This window comes from Streptomyces sp. NPDC025638 (genome assembly GCF_055558775.1).
Genome location: NZ_JBVHLX010000011.1, coordinates 41,518 through 61,937 on the forward strand (window position 1 = coordinate 41,518; position 20,420 = coordinate 61,937).

The window sequence follows — 20,420 nt, forward strand, 5'->3', positions numbered from 1 at the left end:
CCGGCCTTTCATGCGCGACCGGCGCGCCGCTGACGATCGCGGTGAGTCCGTCGGACCAGGTCCGTGGCGGCTTCCTCCCACTCGGGATACGCGAAGCCGAACCCGGCCGCACCCAGCCGACCCGGTACCACCCGGCGGCTCTTGAGCAGCAGTTCCGTGTCCGTGCGCAATGCGAACGCCCCCATCTCCGCCATCCATCGCGTCGCCGGCAGGCCTACCGGCACGCCCCGGGCCGCGCGCAGTACCCGCATGAACTCGCGGTGCGGAAGAGGGCCGGGTGAGGAGAGGTTCACGGGCCCTTCGATGTCGTCCCGGGCAATCAGGAACTCCACCGCGCGTACGAAGTCCTCGTCATGGATCCAGGAGACATACTGCGCACCGCCGGCGACCGGCCCGCCGAGCCCCAGCCGGACCAGCCACAGCAGTACGTCGAAGACCCCGCCCCGATCCGGGCTCATGACCATCGCCGAGCGCAGCGCCACCTTCCGCGTCGCCGGTGTCCGCGCCTCGGCCTGCGCCCGCTCCCAGTTCTTCGCGATCTCGACGCTGTACGCCCAGTAGTCCGGCACCCCGGCCTCCGAGCCGCCGATCACTCCCGTCGCCTCGTCGTGGGCCGCGTCGAAGCGATGGGCGTAGATCGTCGCGGTACTCATCTGCAGCCAGACTCGCGGAGGCCGCGCGGCGACGGCGATCGCCTCACCCACCACCCGTGCCGACTCCACCCGCGAATCCAAGATGACCTGCCGCAGGAACGCCCTGCTGGGCCGCCCTGGGCGCAGCCACGCTCCTGTCCCGGCAGCAGCCGCACACCGGTCACGGCTACCTCGCCACGCTCCGCTCGCTCCCGCCGCTCCTGCGGCAGCACCCGCCCCTGCGCCACGCGGTGATCGCCGGTGGCCTGTGGTACTTCGCCTTCAACCTGGTCTGGGTGGCACTCGCGCTCGCCCTCGCCCAGCCGCCGTACTCGCTCAGCCCTTCCGCCATCGGTCTGTACAGTCTGGCGGGCCTCCTCGGCTTCGCCGCCCTCCCCATCACCGGACGGCTCACCGACCGTTACACCGCCCGCGCCGTGATCACCGCCGCCATGGTGGCCGCGGCAGGCGGAACCGCCCTGCTCGCCACCGGCCTCGGCACCCCACCGCTCACCGCGCTCGGACTCGCCGTCTTCGACGCCGGCTGCTTCGCCGCCCAAGCGGCCGATCAGAGCCGGGTCATCGCCCTCGACCCCGGCCGTAGCGGCAGCCTCAGCAGCGTCTGCCTGGTGCTGTACTTCGTCGTCGGCGCCATCGGCACCGCACTCGCGGCCCCCGTGCTCGAAGGCCTCGGCCGGCGGGGCGCCTCCCTCGTCGCCCTCATTGCCCTGCTGCTCGCCGGCCTCGTCGGGCACAACAGCACCCGACAGGCCCGACAGCCCGCGTCGGCCGAGCGGCTCGACTGCATGTGAGTGGTGCGGCCGACCGGGTTCCCCAGCCCGGGTGAAAGGGCCAGGACATCGGGACCGTTGTGCGGGGGGCCACGCGTGCAGGGCGGCATAGTGACGAGGTCTCAGCACTGGACGCGCAGGAGGAAACGCATGCTCGGCACCGACTACCGCGCCGGGTCGCCCGTCTGGATCGACCTCGGCAGCCCGGACCTGGACGCGGCCGCCGCCTTCTACAGCGCCGTCTTCGGCTGGCGGTTCCTGTCGCTCGGGCCCGAGGCGGGCGGGTACGGGCTCTTCCAGCAGGACGAAAGGACCGTCGCCGCCCTCGGGCCGCTGACCGAGGAGGGTGCCCAGTCGGCCTGGACGACGTACTTCCGCAGCGACGACATCCAGGCCACCGCACGTGATGTGGTCACCGGCGGCGGCCGTGTGCGCGTCGAGCCGATGAACGTGGGCGAGGGGCAACTGGCCCAGTTCACCGATCCCCAGGGTGCGGAGTTCGCCGTGTTCGAAGCCGGGGCGGGCCTGGAGAAGACGTCCGAGGACAACACGCTGGTGTGGGTCGAGCTGCATGTCGCGGACCCGGAAGCGGCCATCCGCTTCTACCACGGGCTGTTCGGCTGGCGCTCTCGGGAGATGCAGGCGCCCGGCATGACGTACCGGGTCCTGAGCATCAGGGACGGCGACCAGGAGGAGGGGTCCTTCGGCGGCGTGGCTCCGCTTCAGGGGGAGCACGAGGTGGCTCGCTGGGTGCCGTACTTCGCCGTTGCCGATGCGGATGCCGTCGTCACCGCGGTGCAGGGAAACGGCGGGACGGTTCTCATGCCGGCCGCGGACGTGCCGGACGTCGGGCGCATCGCCTGGCTGGCGGACCCGGCCCAGGCGGTGTTCGCCGTGCTGAAGCCGAACCCACGCCAGACCTGACGGCCGTCCGCAACCATGGTGCCTGGAGGTGGGTATGCGGTGATAGCGTCCGGCCGGAGGCGCACATGCGTGTCTCCCCGGACGAGATGTGCGCCGTACCCGGCCCGCCAAGACGACGCACTTCGGGAGGCGTCATGTCCGGTGGGGGCGAGCCGGGTGGCCGGAAGTTCAGTGCGGAGCCGCTGGGTGTGGCCTGGATTCACGGGTCGCCGTCGGCCAAGCACAACACCGATCCCGATCTTCAGGTGCACTGGTACGACGAGCACACGGTGGTGCTGCGGCAGAACAAGGCGATCGACTACGAGGCGCCGTTTCTGTATCTGCTGTTCGGAGAGCGCCAGGCGGTCCTGATCGACACCGGTGCCACGGCCTCGCCGGAGTTCTTCCCGGTGCGCCGGACCGTCGACGGTCTTGTCGAGACGTGGCTGGCTCGTCATCCGCGTGACGGCTATCGGCTGCTCGTGCTCCACACGCACTCGCACGGCGATCACGTCGCGGGCGACGGCCAGTTCCTCGATCGCCCGGACACGATCGTGGTCGGTGCCGAGCGGGATGCGGCGTGGGCGTTCCTCGGCTTCGCCGACGACCCGGACGCGGTGCGGCCGCTCGATCTCGGGGGTCGGGTCCTGGAGGCGCTCGCGACACCGGGCCATGACGCCGCGGCGATCACCTACTACGACCCGTGGACCGGGTTCCTGCTGACCGGAGACACCGTCTACCGGGGCCGGTTGTACATCGAGGACTGGTCGGCGTTCTCACGGACGATCGACCGGCTGATCGCATTCGTCGGCCGCCGTCCGGTCACTCATGTGCTGGGCTGCCACATCGAGATGACGCGCCGGCCCGGCGTCGACTATCCGATCCGGACCACCTATCAGCCGGACGAACCCCCGCTGGAGATGACCCCCGACCACCTCCACGCCGTACGCGCGGCCCTGGACGAGGTCGGGCCCGAGCCCGCTCGCCGGGCGTTCGCCGACTTCGTCCTCTGGCCCAAGGGCTGACGGTCGGACCCGTCCGGCGGGGCCCGCTATCCGACGCGTTCCCAGCCACGGCGCGGCGCCCGGGCGCCGAGGCCGACGTCGCGGCTGCGGTAGACGATGTAGGGGCGGGTGAGGTAGCCCAGGGGCGCGGTGAGCATATGGACCAGGCGGGTGAAGGGCCAGGCGGCGAAGAGCAGCAGCGCGCTGATCGCATGGAGCTGGAAGAGGATCGGCGCTCCGGCCATCAGGGCCGGGTCGGGCTGGAGGTAGAAGATGGAGCGGAACCAGGGGGAGATGGTCTCGCGGTAGTCGTAGCCGCCGCCGACGATGTTGGCGGCGACGGTGGCCGCCAGGCCGAGCACGATGGTCGCGGTGAGCGAGACGTACATGGCCTTGTCGTTGCGAGTGGTGGCGGAGAAGACGGGGCCGACGGTACGGCGCCGGTAGATGAGGATGGCGAGTCCGCCCAGGGTGCACACCCCCGCCGCGGTGCCGAGCGTGACGGCCGTGACGTGGTACGTGTGCTCGCTGACGCCGGCCGCCTCGGTCCAGCTCTTGGGGATGAGCAGCCCGCCGACGTGGCCGAGGAGCACCAGGAGGATGCCGAAGTGGAACAGCGGGCTGCCGATGCGCAGCAGCCGGTTCTCGTACAGCTGGGAGGAGCGGGTGGTCCAGCCGAACTTGTCGTAGCGGTAGCGCCAGATGTGGCCCAGGACGAAGACGGCGAGGGACAGGTACGGCAGGACGACCCACAGCAGGATCGCGCCGGTACTCGTCTCGGCCGCCATGGTCAGGTCGGGTGAGGGTGCGGTCATCGCGGGCCTCCCGCGGGGTCGGGCAGGTACTGCGAGGGCGTGTACGGGTCGAGGCCGACCTGTTCTTCGGGTGGGCCTTCGGCGGCGAGGCGGGCGACTGCCTCACGGTCGTCGCCCGCGAGCTGGGGAAGAGTGGCGGAGACGGACCGCAGGACGCCGGCCCAGGCGGAGCCCTCGTCCTGCAGGGACAGACGCAGCAGTTCCAGTCCCGCGCGGTGGTCGGTGAGCAGGCCGAGTCCGGTGGCGGGGTCGGTGGCGGCGAATTCGAGGACGACGGCGAGGTGGTCCGACAGCTCGTCGTCGGCCAGCCGCCAGCCGGCGGCGGCGTACGACTGCTTCAGGCGGAGCAGCGCGAGTCCGCGCTTCCGGGTGTCGCCGTGGGCGTAGTAGGTGAGGTAGAGGCAACAGCGTTTGCGGTGGTCGAAGGTGGCGACGTAGGCGGCGGCCAGATCGGCCGGGGCGGTCCGGTCGGCGTGCGCCACGAACTCCAGGAGGGGGTCGGCGACGGGCCGCGGCAGGTGGGTGGCGACCCTGCGGGCCAGTTCGAGCCGGGCAGTGAACTGGTCGTCGGGGTAGGCCAGCAGCAGGGACTGGATCTGCCAGGCGTGCGGCTGCCAGGCGTGCGGCTGCCAGGGCTCGGTACGCGGTGTGGCTCTGGTCTTTCTTCTCACGGCTTCGGTTCGACCTCCCCGCCCGTATCGGTCTCCTCGCCGCCGGACGCAGTCCCGCCGCCGGAGGGTGGGAACAGGCCCGGCGGGGTGCCCTTGCCGTCCCAGTTGAGGAGGTTGACGCGGGTGGCCTTGTCGGTGGGGGTGACGGGACTGTCGGCGGACTGGCGGTCGCGCAGGGCCCGGTAGTTCTCCACCGCGATCGGAGCGGCGCCGCCGGAGGACTCGCCGAAGGGGCCGGAGCCTCCCATGCCGGGCCCGCCCTCGTAGTCCAGGCTGCACTCGGTGGCGAGTTCCTCCAGGTTGTGGGCCTGTTCGGCGTGGGCGGGCGGGATGACGTACCGCTCGTCGTACTTGGCCAGGGCCAGCAGCCGGTACATGTCGTACATCTGCTGCTCGCTCATGCCGACCTGTTCGGGGATGGCGGCGTCTGGCTCCCGGCCGAGGTTGATGTCGCGCATGTAGGAGCGCATGGCGGCCAGGCGTCGCAGCACGGCGTCGACGGGTGCGGGGTCGCCCGCGGTGAAGAGCTGGGCGAGGTAGTCGACGGGGATGCGCAGGGCGTCGACGGCCGCGAACAGGTTGCGGTGGTTCTCGGCATCGTGGCCGGTCCCGCGGACGGCGTCGACGACCGGGGAGAGCGGCGGGATGTACCAGACCATGGGCATGGTGCGGTACTCCGGGTGCAGCGGCAGCGCCACCTTGTAGGTGTTGATCAGCGCGTGGATGGGTGACCGCTGGGCGGCCTCGACCCAGTCGCGGGGGATGCCGTCGCGCTCGGCGGCGGCGATGACCTCGGGGTCGTTCGGGTCGAGGAAGACGCCGCGCTGCGCCTCGTACAGATCGGTGTCGTCGGGGGTGCAGGCGGCGTCCAGGACGCGGTCGACGTCGTAGAGGACGAGTCCGATGTAGCGCAGCCGGCCGACGCAGGTCTCGGAGCAGACGGTGGGCAGGCCGACCTCGACGCGGGGGAAGCAGAAGGTGCACTTCTCGGCCTTGCCGGTGCGGTGGTTGAAGTAGACCTTCTTGTACGGGCATCCGGTCACGCACATCCGCCAGCCCCGGCAGCGGTCCTGGTCGACGAGGACGATGCCGTCCTCGGTGCGCTTGTAGATCGCGCCGGAGGGGCAGGAGGCCGCGCACGACGGGTTGAGGCAGTGCTCGCAGATGCGCGGCAGATAGAACATGAACGTCTGCTCGAACTCGAACTTGACCTTTTCCGCGACCTCGTTCAGCAGCACGTCCTTGCGGCCGTGGTCGGACGAGCCGCCGAGGCTGTCGTCCCAGTTGGCCGACCAGGAGATCTTCATGTCCTTGCCGGTGATGAGCGACTTGGGGCGGGCGACGGGGGTGTGCTCCTGCAGCGGGGCGTTGGTCAGCGTCGCGTAGTCGTAGGTCCAGGGCTCGTAGTAGTCGTCGAGCGTGGGCAGTTTGGGGTTGGAGAAGATACTGGCGAGCTTCTTGAAGCGGCCGCCGGCCTTGAGGGTGAGGCGGCCCCTCTTGGTGAGGGTCCAGCCGCCCTGCCAGGTGTCCTGGTCCTCGTAACGACGGGGGTAGCCCTGGCCAGGGCGGGTCTCGACGTTGTTGAACCACACGTATTCGACGCCGGTGCGGTTGGTCCAGGCCTGTTTGCAGGTGACCGAGCACGTGTGGCAGCCGATGCACTTGTCGAGGTTCATGACCATCGCCATCTGGGCCATGACGCGCCCGATGGCGCTGTCGCCGCGGGTCATCAGTACGTCACCTCCTGGTCGCTGCGGCGGCGGATGACCGTGACCTCGTCGCGCTGGTTGCCGGTCGGGCCGAGGTAGTTGAAGGCGTAGGACAGCTGGGCGTAGCCGCCGATCAGATGGCTCGGTTTGATCAGCAGGCGGGTGAGGGAGTTGTGGATGCCGCCGCGACGTCCGGTGGTCTCGGTGCGGGGCACGTCGATCAGCCGGTCCTGGGCGTGATGCATGTAGACGGTGCCCTCGGGCATGCGGTGGGAGACGATGGCGCGGGCGGCGACGACGCCGTTGCGGTTGACCGCCTCGATCCAGTCGTTGTCGTGGACGCCGATCTTCGCCGCGTCGGCGGTGGACATCCAGATCGTCGGGCCGCCCCGGGACAGCGACAGCATGAACAGGTTGTCCTGGTACTCGGAGTGGATGGACCATTTGTTGTGCGGGGTCAGATAGCGCACGGTCACGCCGAGTTCGCCGGTGTCCCCGATCCGTGGCTCGCCGAACAGGGCGTGCATGTTCAACGGGGGCCGGTAGACCGGTAGTTGTTCGCCGAGGGCGGTCATCCAGTCGTGGTCGAGGTAGAAGTGCTGGCGGCCGGTGAGGGTGTGCCAGGGTTTGCTGCGTTCGACGTTGACGGTGAACGGCGAGTAGCGGCGCCCGCCCGTCTCCGAGCCGGACCACTCGGGGCTGGTGATGACCGGCACCGGGGCCGCCTGGGTGTCGGCGAAGGTGATCTGCTTGCCCTCGTGCTCGGCGGCCAGGTCCGCGAGCGGGGTGCCCGTGCGGGATTCGAGGGTGTGGAAGCCCTGTGTGGCGAGGTGTCCGTTGGTGGTGCCGGACAGGGCGAGGATCGCCTCGCAGGCATGCACGTCACGGGCGATCACCGGGCGGCCGTCGGCCACTCCCCCGCGCGCGGTGCCGTTCTTGTGCCGCAGGTACTCCAGTTCGCGGTCTACCTTGAAGGTGATGCCCTTGGTGGTGGCGCCGAGGGTGTCGAGCAGGGGGCCGAGTGCGGTCATCTTCTCGGCGACGGCGCCGTAGTCGCGCTCGATGGTGAGCAGTTTGGGCATGGTGCGGCCGGGCACGGGCTCGCACTCGCCGGCCTTCCAGTCCTGCACGCGGCCGTGCGGGTTGGCCAGTTCGTCCGGTGTGTCGTGCAGCAGGGGGGCGGCCACCACGTCCTTGCGCACGCCCAGGTGGTCCGCGGCGAGCCGGCTGAACTCCTTGGCGATGCTGTTGAAGGCGTCCCAGTCGGTGCGGGTCTGCCACGGTGGGGCGATCGCCGGGTTGAACGCGTGCACATAGGGGTGCATGTCGGTGCTCGACAGGTCGTGCTTCTCGTACCAGGTGGCGGCCGGCAGCACCACATCGGAGAACACGGTGGTGCTGGTCATCCGGAAGTCCAGGGTGAGCAGGAGGTCCAGCTTGCCCACCGGTGCCTCCTCCCGCCACACCACGTCCCGGGGCCGGTCCTGCGGCGGTGCCTCCGTCGCGTTCACTGAGGAGTCGGCACCGAGGAGGTGCTTGAGGAAGTACTCGTTGCCCTTGGCCGAGGAGCCGAGCAGGTTGGCCCGCCAGATGGTCAGTACGCGGGGGAAGTTCTCCGGTGCGTCGGGGTCCTCTCCCGCGAACCGCAGCCGCCCGGCCTTCAGTTCCTCCACCACGTGCTCGCCGACGCCCCGGCCGGCGGCCTCGGCCTCGTCGGCCAGGTCGAGCGGGTTGCGGTCGAAGGTGGGATAGGAGGGCATCCAGCCCATGCGCGCCGAGGCGGCGATGACATCGGCGGTGGCCATGCCCGCGAACGGGCCGCCGGAGCCGGCCGCGGCGAGGGTGTCGGCGGAGAAGGGGTCGTAGCGGAACTGGTCGGCGTGCAGATACCAGTACGCCGTCTGGATCATCTGTCGCGCCGGACGGTTCCAGTCGGCCGCGGTCGCGATCGCCGAATAGCCGGTGATGGGGCGGACCTTCTCCTGTCCGACGTAGTGCGCCCAGCCGCCGCCGTTGACGCCCTGGCAGCCCGTCAGAGTCGTCAGGGTGAGGAACGCCCGGTAGATGGTGTCGGAGTGGAACCAGTGGTTGGTGCCCGCGCCCATGATGATCATCGAACGGCCGTGGGACTCCTCGGCGTTGGCGGCGAACTCGCGCGCGATCCGGGCCGCCCGGTCCGCATCCACGCCGGTGATCCCGGCCTGCCATGCGGGGGTGTACGGCTCGGTCGTGTCGTCGTAGCCGGAGGGCCACCGGCCCGGCAGGCCGGCGCGGGCCACCCCGTACTGGGCCAGCAGCAGGTCGTACACGGTGGTGACCAGCCGCCCGCCCACGCGCCGCACCGGGACTCCGCGCCGCAGTCGCCGTGCGCCCCCGTCGGGGGCGTCGAAGCAGGGCAGTTCCACCTCCACCGGCTCCTCGCCCCCGCCGTCGGCCGACAGCAGCGGATCGACGTCGCCGAGTTCCAGGTTCCACTTTCCGGCGCCGGACTCTCCGAACCGGTCGCCGAGCGTCCCGTTCGGCACCGTCGGACGGCCACTCGCGGCGTCCAGCAGGACGGTGCGGAACTCGGCGTTCTCGGAGGAGGCATGCTCATCGCCGAGGTCCGCGGCGGTCAGGAACTTCCCCGGCGCGTAACTGCCCGGCTCGCGCTCGTCGAGCGTGACCAGGAACGGCAGATCGGTGTACCGCTTGACGTAGTCGTCGAAGTACGGGGTCCGACGGTCGACGAAGAACTCCTTGAGGACCACATGCCCCATGGCCATGGCCAGCGCCCCGTCGGTGCCCGGGTGGGCGGGCAGCCACTCGTCGGCGAACTTCACGTTGTCCGCGTAGTCCGGGGAGACCGCGACCACCTTCTGGCCCCGGTAGCGGGCCTCGGCCATCCAGTGCGCGTCCGGGGTCCGGGTCACGGGCAGGTTCGAGCCCCACATGATCAGATAGCCGGCGTCCCACCAGTCCCCCGACTCCGGTACGTCGGTCTGGTCGCCGAAGACCTGCGGGGAGGCGACCGGCAGATCCGCGTACCAGTCGTAGAACGACAGCATCACACCGCCGAGCAGCGAGTAGAAACGGGCGCCGGCGGCGTGCGAGACCATCGACATCGCCGGGATCGGCGAGAACCCGGCCAGCCGGTCGGGACCGTACTCCTTGATGGTGTGCACATGGGCGGCGGCGACCATCTCCAGCGCCTCGTCCCAGCTCGCCCGCACCAGGCCGCCCTTGCCGCGCACCGACTTGTAGCGCCGGGCGCGCTCGGGGTCGGAGACGATGTCCGCCCAGGCCGCGACCGGGTCGCCGAGCCGGGCCTTCGCCTCGCGGTACATCTGGAGCAGCACACCGCGGACATACGGGTAGCGCACCCGGGTCGGCGAGTAGGTGTACCAGGAGAAGGCCGCGCCGCGCGGGCAGCCGCGGGGCTCGTACTCGGGGCGGTCCGGGCCGACGGAGGGATAGTCGGTCTGCTGGGCCTCCCAGGTGATGATGCCGTCCTTGACGTACACCTTCCACGAGCAGGATCCGGTGCAGTTCACTCCGTGGGTGGAGCGCACCACCTTGTCGTGCGACCAGCGGTCCCGGTAGAAGTCGTCCGCCTGACGGCCGCCGGCTCTGCGCAGGGTGCGCAGATCGCCGGACACCTCCGCCCGGGTGAAGTACCGGCGGGAGCGCACCAACGCCTCCGTCAGCTCACCGTCCAGCCCCGCCGGGTGGGCGGGGCTCGTCTGTTGGGTGCGGGAACCGGTGCGATCGGCCACCGTCTCACCTCTTTCCGGGCATGTGCCCGACGGTGTTCTCTGTCAGCCGGCGCGGGGCCGAGCAAGACTCACGCGTTCCCTCATGCGGAACATCCGCACCAAAGTGCGCAGGCCTGTTCGCATTCTTGCCTTCACCTGACAGCGGCGCCACGGGAAGGATCAAATCCGCTGAGAACGCGGTTACTGCTCCTGCGGCTGGGCGACCCGAGTGCGCCGGGCGACGGCATGGCGGACGCCGGTGGCGGTGAACACCAGCGCGGCGGCGGCGACCACGCCCAGCAGGACCAGGCCCAGCGCGTAGGAGCCGTAGGCGCCGTACAGCGAGCCCATGACCAGGGGCGGCAGGAATCCGCCCAGCCCGCCGGCCGCGCCGACGATTCCGGTGACCGAGCCGACCTGGTTCGCGGGGGCCAGCAGGGCCACCAGGGCGAAGACCGCTCCGCTGGCCGCGCCGAGCGCGGCGGCCATGGCGAGGAAGGCGATCGTGCCGACCGGCGCCAGGGAGGGGGTCGGGGACTGCAGGAGCGCGCCGACGACCACCACGGCCAGCGCGCCGACCAGGACGCGCACCGCCCCCACACGGTCCGACAGCCAGCCGCCGACGGGCCGCATCGCCACCGCGAGCAGTACGAACCCGGCCATCCGGTTCGCCGCGTCGGCCTGGGTCAGCCCATAGGCGGTCCTCAGATACGTCGGCAGATAGACCGAGAAGGCGACATAGCCGCCGAAGGCCACCGCGTACAGGGCGGAGGCCTGCCAGGTGACACCGAGCTTGAGCGTGGCGGCCAGGCGACGGGAGAGCGGCTCCGTCGGCACCACGCGGCCGGGGGCGTCGCGCAGCAACAGAGCCGACGCGACCGCGTACACCGCCAGCACGGCGGCGGTGATCAGGAAGGGGGTGGCCATGCCATGGGCATCGACGAGCTTCACCGTGGTCAGCGCGCTGATCGCGGTGCCGCCCATGCCCATGCCGAAGATCCCGATGGCGAACCCTCGTCGCTCGGGCGGGAACCAGGCGTTGACGTGGGGCACCCCGACGGCGAAGGCGGTGCCGCCGATACCGAGGAAGAACCCGCCGACCAGCAGGGCCGCCAGGGAGGAGTGGCCCGCGAGCCCGAGATAGAGGACGGGGACGATGGTGGCCGCGGAGACCAGCGGGAACATCACCCGTCCGCCGAACCGGTCCGTGAGCGCCCCGACCGGGATGCGGCCCAGCGAGCCCACCACGACCGGCACCGCCACCAGCAGCGACTGCTCGAAGGAGGACAGGCCCAGGGATTCCTTGAACCGGGGGCCGAGCGGGCTGAGCAGCGCCCACGCCCAGAAGTTGACGGCGAAGCCGATCGTGGCCAGGGCCAGCATCAGCCACGCCCGGCCGGGAACCGGTGCCGGCCCTGCCTCCTGCCGAGTCGGTACCTGTGCCATTCTGTCTGCTCCTTCGTTCTCACCGGTCCGATACGGCTCACCCGGGCCGGTGAACCGTATCGGCCGTGGTCTCAGGGCTGTGCGGGTGCACGCGGGGTCCGGCCGCCCTCCGGGCCGTATCCGAAGCGGATCAGCAGTTGCGGACTGCAGCGCCGCTCAGGTCCATTGCGCATCGCCCACCGCAGATCCGGCCACTCCAGCGCCTGGTGCAGCATCGACGTGCGCACTCCGTGCGCGGTGGCCACCAGCAGCACACGCTGCAGCGCCTGACCCGCCCGTAGCCAGTCCACGCGCCGGTCCCGGGTGGTGCACAGCAGGGCCACCTGGGCGTGCCGCTCGAAGCGGAGCCCGGGCAGGCGCCGGGAGCGCTGGGTGCCGACGAAGTCCCGCACGGGCATCCGTCCGGCCGAGTCCTGCGGCCCCAGCGCCGTCACCGGAATGCCGTACGGGCCTTCACCCGGCGCGGTGATCCAGGCTCTGCTCTCGGCCGCACGCCCCGCGTCGGCGTGGTTGCGTGCCTCTCCGGCCGCGGTCAGGTGCAGCAGCCGCCGGGTCCCGGCGAAGTCCGGTACCCGCAGCCTCGCCCCTTCGAGCCGGGCTGCTTCGGTCATCTGCGCCACGACGGACTCGGGCACCGGACGCCCGGTGAACGGCATGCGGCTCGTGTGCCGCCGCGCGATGGCCCCGTACAGATCGAGCTCCCGCCACTGGTCGGGCTGGAGGAAGTCGGAGCGGCCGCACGGCCATACGACGGCCAGCAGCCCGGGGTCGGACGGGTCCGGCAGCAGCCGCACCATCACCTGCAGACCCAGGTGATCCACGGCGACGCGGAGGTTGAACAGCGCCGCGCCGACCGACAGATACTGGGCCCGGAACTCCGGATCGGTCAGCGAGAGCGACTTCTGCGGTGCGGCGCGGACCTGCAACACCCCGGTGGCAGGCTCCAGTCGGAACCGCCAGGGCTGGGTGTTGTGGATCGACGGCGCCGCCGTCGCGGCCGCCAACAGCGTCTTCAGAGCGGTGGCATCGATCTCCGATATGCCTGATGCGTGCATGCGCTTCTCCTGACGACCGCCGGAATGGGGGCCGGTCGGGTACGACCCGTGCCGAGCCCCTGGTCCGGCCGCCCGGAAGTCAGGGCAGACAAGGCGGGCGGCCGGACGGCGACCGAACCGGTACGAGCGCCGCGCCGGCTCTGGACGGAGAAGCCGAACGGGTGAGCGCCCGTTGGATCCGTACACGAGATCCTCCGGTTCGGTCGCCCCCAGCTTGGCCGACGGTCCGGGGCGCCGCCCACGGCCGGACGGGCCCCGTTCAAGGGCCGCAGGGCTCCGATACGGCCGGATTTCGGGGCCCGCCGGTCTCCCGGTCCGGGACTTTCGGCCCAGGCGGACACGGCTTACGGCGGTGACGGCGCCCTCCTGCGACGGGCCTCGGCCCGATTGCCGTCCGGGCGCACGACGACACCGGCCTGCCTCGTCGGGCAGGCCGGTGTCGTCCAGCAGCAGGCGGCGCCGACCGCGTTCAGCAGCGAGAGGCATGGGCGGCGCCGCTCACCGCGCGGCTGTCAGTCCTCGGCGTGCGCCAGCCACAGGTCGGGGCCGAACACCTCGTAGCGGATGTGGCGCGCGGGGATGCCGGCCTGGAGCAGCTGGCTGCGGACGGCGCGCATGAAGGGAAGCGATCCGCACAGGTACACGTCGGCGCCGGCGGGCAGCTGGAGCTCGTCGAGGATCATCAGTCCGGTGCGGGCACCGGCCTCGCCGACTGCGCTCTCAGCCTGCTCCTCGTACCAGAACTCCGCGCGCGCGTTGGGCAGTTGCTCCACCAGGCGGCGGGTTTCGGCGCGCAGGGCGTGGTCCTTCGGGGCGCGGTCGGCGTGCAGTACCCAGACCGGCCGGGACGAGTCGGTGGCGGCGAGGTGTTCGAGCATGCCGACCATCGGGGTGCAGCCGATGCCGGCGGAGACCAGCAGCAGGGGGGAGTCCGCGTCGTCGAGGACCACGTCGCCGAACGGCTCCGACAGGGTGAGCTCGTCGCCGGCCTTCACAGTGCGGTGCAGCTGGTTGGAGACTTCGCCCTCCGGGGCCTCGGCCACACTCTCGACGCGCTTGACGGTGATGCGGCGCAGCTCGCCGTCGGGCGCTCCGGAGAGGCTGTACTGGCGCAACTGGTGGATGCCGTCGGGCATTTCGACGCGCACGCTGACGTACTGGCCCGCGCGCGAGGTCGGTACGGGCGATCCGTCGGCCGGGCGCAGCAGGAAGGAGACGACGTCCGGGGTCTCCTCGCGGCGCTCGACGACGGTCCACTGCCGCCAGGGGTGCCGCGGGTCGACGCCGGCCTCCTGGTAGAGGCGGGCCTCCCGGGCTATGAGCGCACCGGCCATCAGCCAGTACACCTCGTCCCAGGCCCCGGCGACCTCGGGGGTGACCGCCTCGCCGAGGACGTCGGCGATGGCACCGAACAGGTATTTGTGGACGATCGTGTACTGGTCCTCGGTCACAGCGAGCGCGGCGTGCTTGTGCGCGATCCGGGACAGCAGTGCGTCCGGGCGGGCGTCGGGGTCGGCGAGGAGCGCCTGGGCGAAGGCGGCGATGGACCCGGCCAGAGCCTGGCGCTGTTCGCCGTTGGCCTGGTTGCCCCGGTTGAACATCCCGTCCAGTAGCTCGGGTTGGTCGCCGAACATCGTGCCGTAGAACCGCGTCGTTATCTCGTCGAGGGCCCCGCCCACAGCGGGCAGAGTGGCGCGTACGACAGCGGCGGACTCGGGCGAAAGCATGGCTCTCCTCGGAATTACAAACGTGCGCGGGCGGGCGCTCACGCATCACAGCTGCAATCCATTAAGCCGCGGTCCGGGCCCGATCATGGGCCGGAAAAGCCGAACGAGGCCGAACGGCTCGGCAAGTCAGTACGCTTGGGCCCGGTTATGCGGCCCAATGGAGGCCGGATGGCCCTAGCGCGTTGCCCACCGCTCCTGGTCGCGATCCCGGCGCGCCACATGTCCCCGGCAAGCACGGCTCCCGCTGCCCGGGAAGTCACCGCCTAGGCGATGTCGAGGACGTCCCGCACGGGGCGGCGGGGGGTGGCGGGGCCGGGCGGGCCGTAGCCGAGCCGCAGCACCATCTGGACATGGCCCGTGCCCGACACCGGATCGCGGGCCAGGAGGCGCAGCTCGCGGCTCTCCAGGGCGTGCGAGGTCAGGGCGGTGGCCAGACCGGCCAGGGTGGCTCGCAGGAGGACGCGTTCCAGCGCCTGTCCGGCCAGCAGCCAGTCGGCAGGCGTGTCGGTGTGGGTGCTCAGCAGCGCCAGATGGGGGTTCTGTTCGAAGGGGGCGCTGTCGTGCTCGGCCACCGCCCGGCGTCCGGCGAAATCACGCAGCGGAGCCCGGCCGCTCGACGGTCGCGGCCCGAACGCGTACTCGGGCACTCCGTCGGCAGCGGTTTCCGCTTCCGGGCCGATCCGGGTCCAGTGATCGAGGTCCTCGCGGCCTCCGGAATCCAGGATGTCGCGGCTCTCGGCGTCGCGGACGAGTTCCAGCAGGGTGTCGATGTGCCAGGGCCCGGGGAAGAGCAGTTCGGCGCCCTCCCGGGCTGCCGCCGCCCGCAGCCCGGCCTGTACATCGTCGGGGATGTCCTTCTCGTCGAAGGGGTGGCGGCTGGTGTGCCGCTGCCCGATCGCCGGATACAGCGGGCGAAGGTCGTCCTCGGCCGCGGCCGGCGCGCCGGGCTCGGCCAGCTGCACGGCGGCCAGCAGCAGGGGATCCGCGGGGTCGGGCAGCAGTACGACCTGGGGGGCGAGCCCGGCGTGTGCGGCGGCGACACGCAGATTGAACAGCGCCGCCCCGCATCCGATGTGCAGGGCCCGGTTGCCCGGGTCGGACCGGTGCATGGCCCGATCGAGATCGGCAAACAGCAGGAGGAGACGCTCGGCGGTCACGAAGCGGAAGCTCCACGGCTGAGCGTTGTGCATGGACGGGGCGGCCGTGGCCTCCTCGACCAGTGTGGACACCGTCTGCACGTCGAGCGGTCGCATGGCCCTTGCAGCCTCCTCACCCGCCGCCCCTCGGCGGTCCGGTTCGGCGGGCACCCGGGACGGGCGCGTTCATGGTCGGGCACGGTCCTCGTTCCGGTCCCCGGCCAGGTTCTCACGCGCCGGGGCAGCCGGTCCCAGTATCCGCCGAAAGGCCTCGGCCCGTCCCCACGAGCAGCGGCCGGCGAACCCGGCCAGGGGGCGTGCCAGACCAGGCGACGCCGGGATGATCCGAACGAGACCCCCTAGGCCTCCCCCACCGGCGCGTGCCAGACCAGTGTCGTACCACCGCCGGGCCGGCCGGTCAGCTCCATGTCCCCGCCCAGTTGCTGGGCCCGTTCCTTCATGTTGCGCAGGCCGCTGCGGCGGCCGTGGGCCGGGATGCCCACGCCGTTGTCGGAGACCGTCAGCCGAATCTGCCTGCCGTCGGTCTCCAGCGCCACCTCGGTCTTGGAGGCGTGCGCGTGGCGCGCGACATTGGTCAGCGCCTCGGAGAGCACCGCCATCACCTGGTCGGCGGTCTCCCGGGCCACATCGGTGTCCAGCAGGCCCTCCATCCGCAGGCTGGGGGCGAACCCGAGCAGTGGCGCGGCCTCGCCCACCGCGCGTACCGTCCGCGCCCGCAGGCCGGGACCGGTGGCGGTGTCCTGCGCCCGCAGGCCGAAGATCGTCGACCTGATGATCTTGATCGTCTCGTCCAGGTCGTCCACCGCCCGCAGCACCCGGCCGGAGGCCTCCGCGTGCTCGATGAACCGCCCCGCGCTCTGCAGCGTCATTCCGGTGGCGAACAGCCGCTGGATCGCCAGATCGTGCAGGTCCCGGGCGATCCGGTCACGTTCCTCCAGCACCGCGATCTGCTCGGAGTCCTTGCGCCGCTCGGCCAGCTCCATGGCCACGGCGGCCTGCGCGGCGAAGCCCTGCAGCGGCTCCGTCTCCTCCTCGGAGAACGGGGGCCTGCCCGCGGCACGGACGAGCAGGACGACGCCTCGTACACCCTCGCCGGAGCCGATGGGGACGGCCACGGCGGGGCCGAGTCCGTAGAACCGCGGGGGGCCCGACGAGACGCGCTCGTCACGGCAGACGTCGGCGCTGGTGATCGGGGCGCCGCTGGAGAAGGCCCGCCCGATCAAGCTGTCGTCCACGGGCAGCACCAGACCGCGGTGGGCCTCCGCCTCCTCCCCGATCGCCAGTTCCACGGTGAGCGCGTCGGTGTCCGCCATCGGTACGGCGACCACGGCGAGGGACGCCGCGGTGATCTCCCCGGCCCGCTCGGCGATCAGTCTGAGGACCTCGCCTCTCTCGATGCCGGACATCAGCCCGTGGGTGATCTCGGTGCTCGCGCGCAGCCAGCGCTCGCGCAGCCGTGACTCCTCGTACAGGCGGGCGTTGTCGATCGCCACGCCGGCCGCCACGGCCAGCGTGGACAGGACCGACTCGTCCTCCTCGTCGAACTGCGCGCCGCCCCGCTTCTCGGTGAGGTACAGGTTGCCGAAGACCTGGCCGCGTACCCGGATGGGGACGCCGAGGAAGGTGTTCATCGGCGGGTGGTGGGGCGGGAAGCCGAACGACGCCGGGTGCTCGGCAAGACTGGCCAGCCGCAGCGGTTCGGGGTGCCGGATCAGCTCGCCCAGAATGCCGTGGCCCTGCGGAAAGGGACCTATGCGGGCGATCTGCTCGTCGCTGACGCCGACCGTGAGGAAGTCCGAGAGCAGCTTTCCGTCCGGTCCGATCACGCCCAGCGCCGCGTACTCCGCGTCGACCAGGACCGCCGCGGCCTCCACGATGCTGCGCAGCGCCTGCTCCAGGTCCAGCTCCCGGCCGACCGAGAGGACCGCCTCCAGCAGGCTGTGCACCCGGTCCCGGGTGCCGCGGGCGGCGTCCAGGCGGGCCTGCAGCTCCTCCAGGAGCTCGTCCAGCCGCAGCTGCGGCAGCCGCATGCGCGCCTCGCGAGCGTCGTCGGAGCTTCCCACCGTTGTCCTCCGTCCCTGGTCACGGTGCCGGCACCGATCCTTCTGAACATCTGCCACGGTATCGGGCCGGGGACGGGTGGCGGCACGGAGGATCCGCTTACGCGTCCGCGCGCCCGGGGAGGGGCCCGCGAAGCAGGGCCGGACGCGGTCCGCGCAGGGCCGAACGGCCCTGGCACGACCGGCGCGTGGGCCATTTCACTGGTCTGATCGAGGTCCCTGAACGCGGACACCGGACGCACGGCGGACACGACGCCCGGCGGACACCGGACGCAACGGCGGACACCGAACGCACTTGAGTACGTGCCGAACCCCTCCTTACGGACACACGCCATGCCTATCAAGAACGCCGAGCCGGCCCTTGTGGAACCGCGCCGGAGCGCAGAACTCGACAGTGCCGAGGCCCTACGGCTGCTGGGCAGCGTGCCCATGGGCAGGATCGTCTTCACCCGGAACGCGCTGCCGACCATCCGCCCGGTCAATCACATCATCGACGACGGTCAGATAGTCATCCGCACCCACGAGGGCGCGGCCCTGACCTCGCACACCCGTCACGACGGCAGCCCGGGCGTCGTCGTCGCCTACGAGGCCGACGTGATCGACCCGGACACCCACCTGGGCTGGAGCGTGGTGGTCACCGGTTTCGCCGAGCTGGTCACCGACGAACAGGACCTGGCGCGCTACCGGGAGATGCTTCGCCCGTGGGTGAGGCAGACCCTGGACCAGGCGGTGCGCATCCGGCCCGATCTGGTGTCCGGCATCCGGGTCACCGAGGCATGAGTGACCCTCTCGTGACCCTCTCGACCGAGTGACTTCCTCGACCGGTTCCTGAGCCCACGTGAATGACGCCCGGGCCGCGGCATCCGCCGCGGCCCGGGCGTCATTCATGTGTGTCAGCGTTTCGGTGCCTGCGTGAGACCGCCGACGCGGAGCCGTACCGCGTCCACCATCTCCCACTGCTCGGTGTCCAGGACGGACAGTGCGGCGGGGAAGACGCCGTCCTGCTCCTTGAGGATGTGCTCGCGCAGCAGGGCGAGCACCTCCGTCAGCCGGTCCGGCCAGCCGGGATCGGCCGGCACCTCTTCCTCCGCCTCGTCCAGCACCGCCTCGATACGGCGGTGCTCGGCTTCCAGAACGGCGATCTGGCCGGGAAACTCCTCGGCCATCGCGGGGAAGAGCGCGCCTTCCTCGACCGCCGTGTGCGGGGCGAGCACTGCGGCGATGTCCCGGGCCCGCTCCACCATGCGCGTCAGGTCACCGTCACGCCGGGCGTCGTGCACTTCGCCGATCAGGTTCACGACGGTCTCGTGCTCACGGGTCAGTTCATCGATGGCTGCCAGTGACTGGCATCCGCAGTACTCGCACATCGTGTGGTTCCTTCGTGTTCGACCTTGTTCTACGGGGTTCTACGGGGTTCTACGGGGTTCTACGGGGCCGGGGTCAGTGCGACTGCGCGGTGGCCAGGCGGCGCGAGACGGCCTGGCGCACTCCCGTCGCGGTGAAGGCCAGGGCGGCGGTGGCGACGATTCCGAGGAGGCTCAGGCCGATGCCGTACGAGCCGTAGGCGCCGTAGAGCGAGCCCATCACCAGCGGCGGCAGGAAGCCGCCCAGTCCGCCCGCGGCGCCCACGACGCCGGTGACCGAGCCGACCATGTTCGACGGAGCCAGGAGCCCCACCAGCGCGAACACCGCGCCGCTGCCGGCACCGAGCGCGGCGGCCAGCGTCAGGAAGGCGACCGTACCCACCGGGGCCAGCGACGGCGTCAACGCCTGCACGAAGGCACCGACGAGCACCAGGCCCAGCGCCCCCGTCAGCACCCGCACCGCGCCGATACGGTCCGACAGCCAGCCGCCCACCGGCCGCATCGCGACCGCCAGCAGCACGAACCCGGCCATCCGGTTGGCGGCGTCGGCCTGGGCCAGTCCATAGCCGGTCTTCAGGTAGGTCGGCAGGTAGACGGAGAAGGCGACGTAGCCGCCGAAGGCCACCGCGTACAGGGCCGAGGCCTGCCAGGTGATGCTCAGCTTGAAGGTCGCTGCCAGACGGTCGGCCAGCGGCTCGGTCGGCACCGTGCGGCCGGGTGCGTCCCGCAGCAGGAGCGCGGCGAGCACCGCGTAGACCGCCAGCACGCCCGCGGTGATCAGGAACGGGTTGGCCATGCCGTGCGCGTCCACCAGCTTCACGGTCGTCAGGGCGCTGATCGCGGTACCGCCCATGCCCGCGCCGAAGATGCCGATCGCCGCGCCCCGCCGCTCGGGTGGGAACCAGGCGCTGACCAGGGGCACACCCACGGCGAAGGCGGTGCCGCCTATGCCGAGGAAGAAGCCGCCGATCAGCAGCGTCGTCAGCGAGTCATGGCCGACGAGACCGAGGTACAGCACCGGCACGATGGTGGCGGCCGACACGAGCGGGAACATCACCCGGCCGCCGAACCGGTCGGTGAGCGCGCCCACCGGGATCCGGCCCAGCGATCCGACCACGACCGGCACCGCGACCAACAGCGACTGCTGGAACGAGGAGAGGCCGAGGGAGTCCTTGAACCGCGGGCCCAGCGGGCTCAGCAGTGCCCACGCCCAGAAGTTCACGGCGAAACCGACCGTGGCCAACGCCAGCATCAGCCACGCCTGGCGCGGAACGGATGCCGTCCCGCTGTCCTTGTTCTGCGATGCCTGCAGCATTTCTGCCTGCTCCTCTTGCTCACCGGGTCCGGCCCGG

General features: G+C 71.2%; 15 protein-coding genes, 1 pseudogene and 1 riboswitch. Of the genes and pseudogenes, 4 read left to right on the forward strand and 12 right to left on the reverse strand.

What is annotated here, in order from left to right; all coding sequences use genetic code 11:
• Window positions 1-8 precede the first annotated feature (8 nt).
• Window positions 9-740 (reverse strand): annotated as a pseudogene (locus tag ACZ4EG_RS26865) (DUF1731 domain-containing protein); the annotation flags it as partial.
• A 143-nt stretch (window positions 741-883) separates the two neighbouring features.
• Here ACZ4EG_RS26865 and ACZ4EG_RS26870 point away from each other — a divergent pair.
• The 3 genes from ACZ4EG_RS26870 to ACZ4EG_RS26880 all read left to right on the forward strand — a co-directional run bounded on the left by ACZ4EG_RS26870 (window position 884) and on the right by ACZ4EG_RS26880 (window position 3,351).
• On the forward strand, window positions 884-1,444 hold the full coding sequence (locus ACZ4EG_RS26870; protein WP_467792395.1) for an MFS transporter: 561 nt from the start codon (window positions 884-886) through the stop codon (window positions 1,442-1,444).
• Window positions 1,445-1,573: 129 nt separating this feature from the next.
• Window positions 1,574-2,347 (forward strand): VOC family protein, encoded by a 774-nt coding sequence (locus ACZ4EG_RS26875; protein WP_467792396.1) that lies wholly within the window; start codon window positions 1,574-1,576, stop codon window positions 2,345-2,347.
• A gap of 53 nt (window positions 2,348-2,400) precedes the next feature.
• A riboswitch (guanidine-III (ykkC-III) riboswitch) is annotated at window positions 2,401-2,469 on the forward strand.
• Window positions 2,470-2,481: 12 nt separating this feature from the next.
• Complete coding sequence (locus ACZ4EG_RS26880) at window positions 2,482-3,351, forward strand: MBL fold metallo-hydrolase (protein ID WP_467792397.1); 870 nt, start codon at window positions 2,482-2,484, stop codon at window positions 3,349-3,351.
• A gap of 26 nt (window positions 3,352-3,377) precedes the next feature.
• Here the strand turns inward: ACZ4EG_RS26880 and narI are convergent, their stop codons facing one another.
• The 9 genes from narI to ACZ4EG_RS26925 form a co-directional block, all read right to left on the reverse strand.
• On the reverse strand, window positions 3,378-4,145 hold the full coding sequence (gene narI, locus ACZ4EG_RS26885; RefSeq protein ID WP_453557848.1) for a respiratory nitrate reductase subunit gamma: 768 nt from the start codon (window positions 4,143-4,145) through the stop codon (window positions 3,378-3,380).
• On the reverse strand, window positions 4,142-4,816 hold the full coding sequence (gene narJ, locus ACZ4EG_RS26890) for a nitrate reductase molybdenum cofactor assembly chaperone (RefSeq protein ID WP_467792398.1): 675 nt from the start codon (window positions 4,814-4,816) through the stop codon (window positions 4,142-4,144). Before narJ ends, narI begins: the two co-directional genes overlap by 4 nt.
• Window positions 4,813-6,546: a nitrate reductase subunit beta gene (gene narH / locus ACZ4EG_RS26895; protein WP_467792399.1), complete on the reverse strand. Its 1,734-nt coding sequence runs from the start codon at window positions 6,544-6,546 to the stop codon at window positions 4,813-4,815. The genes narJ and narH overlap by 4 nt, the downstream gene beginning before the upstream one ends.
• Entirely contained in the window at window positions 6,546-10,280 is a 3,735-nt protein-coding gene (locus tag ACZ4EG_RS26900; protein ID WP_467792400.1) for a nitrate reductase subunit alpha, read from the reverse strand. Before ACZ4EG_RS26900 ends, narH begins: the two co-directional genes overlap by 1 nt.
• 180 nt (window positions 10,281-10,460) lie before the next feature.
• The gene (locus tag ACZ4EG_RS26905) at window positions 10,461-11,705 is read right to left on the reverse strand and encodes an MFS transporter (RefSeq protein ID WP_467792401.1); all 1,245 of its coding nucleotides are present in this window, start codon (window positions 11,703-11,705) and stop codon (window positions 10,461-10,463) included.
• 71 nt (window positions 11,706-11,776) lie between these two features.
• Window positions 11,777-12,760: an Acg family FMN-binding oxidoreductase gene (locus tag ACZ4EG_RS26910; RefSeq protein ID WP_453557858.1), complete on the reverse strand. Its 984-nt coding sequence runs from the start codon at window positions 12,758-12,760 to the stop codon at window positions 11,777-11,779.
• Window positions 12,761-13,272: 512 nt separating this feature from the next.
• Window positions 13,273-14,487 (reverse strand): globin domain-containing protein, encoded by a 1,215-nt coding sequence (locus ACZ4EG_RS26915; RefSeq protein WP_467792402.1) that lies wholly within the window; start codon window positions 14,485-14,487, stop codon window positions 13,273-13,275.
• 263 nt (window positions 14,488-14,750) lie between these two features.
• Window positions 14,751-15,740, reverse strand: a complete 990-nt coding sequence (locus tag ACZ4EG_RS26920; protein ID WP_467792403.1) for an Acg family FMN-binding oxidoreductase — start codon at window positions 15,738-15,740, stop codon at window positions 14,751-14,753.
• Between the two features lie 242 nt (window positions 15,741-15,982).
• Window positions 15,983-17,674: a sensor histidine kinase gene (locus tag ACZ4EG_RS26925; RefSeq protein ID WP_467792601.1), complete on the reverse strand. Its 1,692-nt coding sequence runs from the start codon at window positions 17,672-17,674 to the stop codon at window positions 15,983-15,985.
• Window positions 17,675-18,037: 363 nt separating this feature from the next.
• On the opposite strand from ACZ4EG_RS26925, the gene ACZ4EG_RS26930 reads away from it, so the two are divergent.
• On the forward strand, window positions 18,038-18,484 hold the full coding sequence (locus ACZ4EG_RS26930) for a pyridoxamine 5'-phosphate oxidase family protein (protein ID WP_467792404.1): 447 nt from the start codon (window positions 18,038-18,040) through the stop codon (window positions 18,482-18,484).
• Between the two features lie 113 nt (window positions 18,485-18,597).
• On the opposite strand, the gene ACZ4EG_RS26935 is transcribed toward ACZ4EG_RS26930, so the two are convergent.
• Entirely contained in the window at window positions 18,598-19,071 is a 474-nt protein-coding gene (locus ACZ4EG_RS26935; RefSeq protein WP_467792405.1) for a hemerythrin domain-containing protein, read from the reverse strand.
• 73 nt (window positions 19,072-19,144) lie between these two features.
• A complete protein-coding gene (locus tag ACZ4EG_RS26940) occupies window positions 19,145-20,383 on the reverse strand; it encodes an MFS transporter (RefSeq protein ID WP_467792406.1) in 1,239 nt (412 codons plus the stop codon).
• Window positions 20,384-20,420 lie beyond the last annotated feature (37 nt).